Origin of the sequence: Streptomyces durocortorensis, from assembly GCF_016901035.1 — a bacterium.
Taxonomy (GTDB): domain Bacteria; phylum Actinomycetota; class Actinomycetes; order Streptomycetales; family Streptomycetaceae; genus Streptomyces; species Streptomyces durocortorensis.
This window is the reverse complement of sequence record NZ_JAFEUF010000399.1, coordinates 1-3,637: the sequence shown is the minus strand read 5'-3', so window position 1 is coordinate 3,637 and position 3,637 is coordinate 1. Positions and strand designations below refer to the sequence as shown.

Here is a 3,637-nt window from a genome sequence, read left to right as displayed (position 1 = left end):
GGTCGAAGACGAGGGTCGCGGGGAGCCTGCGGCCGGCCGTCTGGCCGATGCGGTTGCGCAGTTCCACCGAGGTCAGCGAGTCGAAGCCGAGGTCCTTGAACGGCCGGGACGGGTCGACCGCGTCCGGCGAGGCGAAGCCGAGCACCGAGGCGACCTGGCCGCGGACCAGTTCGAGCGCGGTGCGGGTCCGGTCCTCCGCGGGCAGCCGGCGCAGCCGGTCGGCGAGGCCGCCCGGGGCGACGGAACGGTCGGCGACCCGCCGTGCGGGTCGGACCAGGCCGTGCAGCAGCGGGGGCAGCGTCGTCGGGGAAGCGGCGAGCCGGGCGGTGTCCAGCACGGTGGGCAGCAGTGCCGGGTCGGGCAGTGCCAGGGCGGTCTCCAGCAGGCCGAGGCCGCGCTCGGGGCTCAGCGGCGGGAATCCGGAGCGGCCGATGCGGGCCGCCTCGGACTCGGCGAGCGTGTCGGCCATGCCGCCGGCGCCGGCCCAGGGGCCCCAGGCAAGGGACAGCGCGGGCAGTCCGCGGGCGTGCCGGTGCCGGGCGAGAGCGTCCAGGTAGGCGTTGGCCGCCGCGTAGTTGCCCTGCCCGGGGCTGCCGAAGGTCCCGGACATCGAGGAGTACATGACGAACGCGGCCAGGTCGGTGCCGGCCGTTGCCTCGTGCAGGGCGGCGGCGGCGGTCTTGGGTGCGAGGACGGCCTCGAGCCGGTCCTCGGTGAGCGACTCGACCAGGCCGTCGTCGAGGATGCCGGCCGCGTGCACCACGGCGGTGAGCGGATGCTGCTCCGGGACTTCGGCGAGCAGGGCTTTCAGTGCCTCGGGATCGGTGACGTCACAGGCCGCGACGGTGACCTCGGCTCCCAGGGCGGCCAGTTCGGCGCTCAGTTCGCCGGCGCCGTCGGCTTGTGCTCCCCGTCGTCCGGCCAGCAGCAGGTGGCGCACGCCGTGTTCGGTGACCAGGTGTCGGGCGGTGAGGGCGCCGAGTGCTCCCGTGCCGCCGGTCACCAGGACCGTGCCTTGCGCGTTCCACCCGCCCGGCACCGACAGCACGACCTTGCCCACGTGCCGGGCCTGGCTCATGAAACGGAACGCCTCCGGTGCCCGCCGCACGTCGAAGACCCGCACCGGCGGCAGCTGGAGCGTTCCTGCCGCGAACAGCTCCAGGATGTCGGTCAGGATCTCCCCGATCCGCTCCGGCCCCGCCTCCTGCAGGTCGAACGCCCGGTAGCCACGCCCGGCGAACGCGTCTGCCTCCCGCACGTCCGCCTTGCCCATCTCCACGAACCGTCCCCCCGGCACCAGCAGGCGTGCCGAGGCGTCGACGAACTCACCGGCCAACGCGTTGAGGACCACGTCGACTCCGCGCCCGCCGGTCCGCTCCCTGAACGTCTCCTCGAACCCGGTGTCCCGCGACGACGCGAGATGCTGCGCGTCCAGTCCTGTGGCTGTCCACTTCGCGGGCGACGCCGTCCCGTACGTCTCCGCGCCCAGGTGGCGTGCCAGCTGCACCGCCGCCATCCCGACGCCACCGGCCGCCGCGTGTACCAGCACCGACTCGCCGGCGAGCAGCCCCGCCAGGTCCACCAGTCCGTAGTACGCCGTCACGAAGGCGATCGGCACCGCCGCCGCCTGCGCGAAAGTCCAGCCGTGCGGCATCTGGGCCACCAGCCGCTCATCGGTCACCGCCAGCGGACCCATCGCACCGTCGAAGAACCCCATCACCCGGTCCCCCACCGCGCAGCGGGACACCCCGGGGCCCACCTCCACGACCACGCCGGCGGCCTCGCCGCCCACCAGCACCTCGCCCGGGTACATCCCCAGTACGTTCAGCACGTCACGGAAGTTGACCCCCGCCGCGCGCACCGCCACCCGCACCTGACCCGGCCGGAGTTCTCCCGCCGCGTCCGGCGCCGCGAGCAACGCCACGTTCTCCACGGCGCCGCGCTCGGGCACTCCCACCCGCCACGCCTGACCGGGGGGCGGCACGAGGCCGCGGTCCGCGGTCGTCAGCCGTGCCGCGAGCACGGTGTCCCCGCGTACGGCGGTCTGCGGGTCACCGGACATGACGGCGAGGGCGAGTGCCCGGGCGTCGTCCCCGGCCGCCGTGTCCAGATCGGCCAGGACGATCCGGCCGGGGTGTTCCGACTGCGCCGAGCGCACCAGACCCCATACGGCGGCTCCCGCCACATCGGGCAGGGTGTCGGCGGGGTCCGCCTGCACCGCGCCGCGGGTGGCGACGATCAGGGTGCTGTCCGCGTACCGGTCGTCGCCGAGCCAGGACCGCAGCTGCCGGAGCACCGCGGTGGTGCGGGCGAGCGCAGCCTGCGCGTCGGTGGGGGGGTGCGCGTCCGGGCAGGCGGACAGCACCAGATGGGTGGGGGTCCGGCCGTTGCCGGCGAGGGCGTCGAGGGTGCCCGCCCGGTCGACCAGCGCTTCGCCGCCGCCGAACTGCGCGAGCTCGCCGGGTCCGGGGCCGGCCGCCGGGAGGGGCGTCCACTCCAGCCGGTAGAGGTCGTCGGGCTGTCGTGCCTCGTCGGTGAGGACCGGTGTGGGCCGGGTGACGACGCGCTCCACGGTGACGACCGGGCTGCCGGCCGGGTCGACTGCCCGTACCCGGAGGCCGTCGCCGCCGTCCGCGGGCGAGACCCGGGCTCTCAGGAGGGTCGCCCCGGATGCCCAGAGGGTCACCCCGGACCAGGAGAAGGGCAGGCCCGTCGCGGTGCCGTCCCCCTGTACGGCGGCCGACTGGAGCGCGGCGTCGAGCAGGGCCGGGTGCAGTCCGAAGCCGGTGGCGGCGCTCTGGGGCAGGGTGAGTTCGGCGAAGACGTCCGTGCCACGCGTCCACGCGGCGGATACGCCGCGGAACAGGTCGCCGTACTCCAGTCCGGCGGTCGCGAGCCGCTCGTAGAGCGCGGCCGGGTCGGTGGGGGTGGTGTCCTGGGGTGGCCATACGCCGACGAGTTCGGGGTCCTCGGTGACGGTGTGGGGCCGGGGGGCGAGGACACCGGTGGCGTTGCGGGTCCAGGGGCGGTCCGGCCAGCCGTCGAACGTGCCCCCGTCCTCGCGCCGGGAGTGCACGGTGAGGGTCCGTCTGCCCTCGTCGTCGGCTGCGCCCACGGCCAGTTGTACCTGCACGGCGCCGTTCTCGGGCACGATCAGCGGTGCTTCCAGGACCAGCTCGTCGAGTTGTTCGGTCTGCGCCTGCTCACCGGCTCGTATCGCGAGGTCCACGAACGCCGTGCCGGGCACCACGATGCGGCCGTGCACCCGGTGCTGTGCCAGCCACGGCTGGGTGGCCGGGGAGATCCGGGAGGTGAAGAGGTATCCGTCGTCCTCCGCGAGCGCGACACCCGCGCCCAGCAGCGGGTGATCGGTGACGCCGAGGCCTGCGGACGCGACATCGCCCGCCCAGGAGATGCCGGAGGGCCAGTAGTGGTCGGCGGCGAAGGCGTACAGGGGCAGTGCGACACGCCGGCCGCCGCCGCGCGCGAACACGGCGGGCCGGTCGAGATCGGCACCGCGTGTGTGGAGGCGTGCGATGCCGCGCAGCAGTGTGGCGTGTTCGTCGTGGCCGGGGCGCAGGGCGGGGGCGGCGGTCGTGTCCTCGGTGAGGTGCGGTACGAGGGCGGACAGGGCGCC

Annotated in this window: 1 protein-coding gene; it reads right to left on the bottom strand. The window is 75.0% G+C overall.

Annotated features, from left to right (window positions below; translation table 11 throughout):
- Positions 1 to 3,637 (bottom strand): SDR family NAD(P)-dependent oxidoreductase (locus tag JS521_RS34530; RefSeq protein WP_205086821.1); only part of this gene is annotated, 3,637 nt, incomplete at both ends.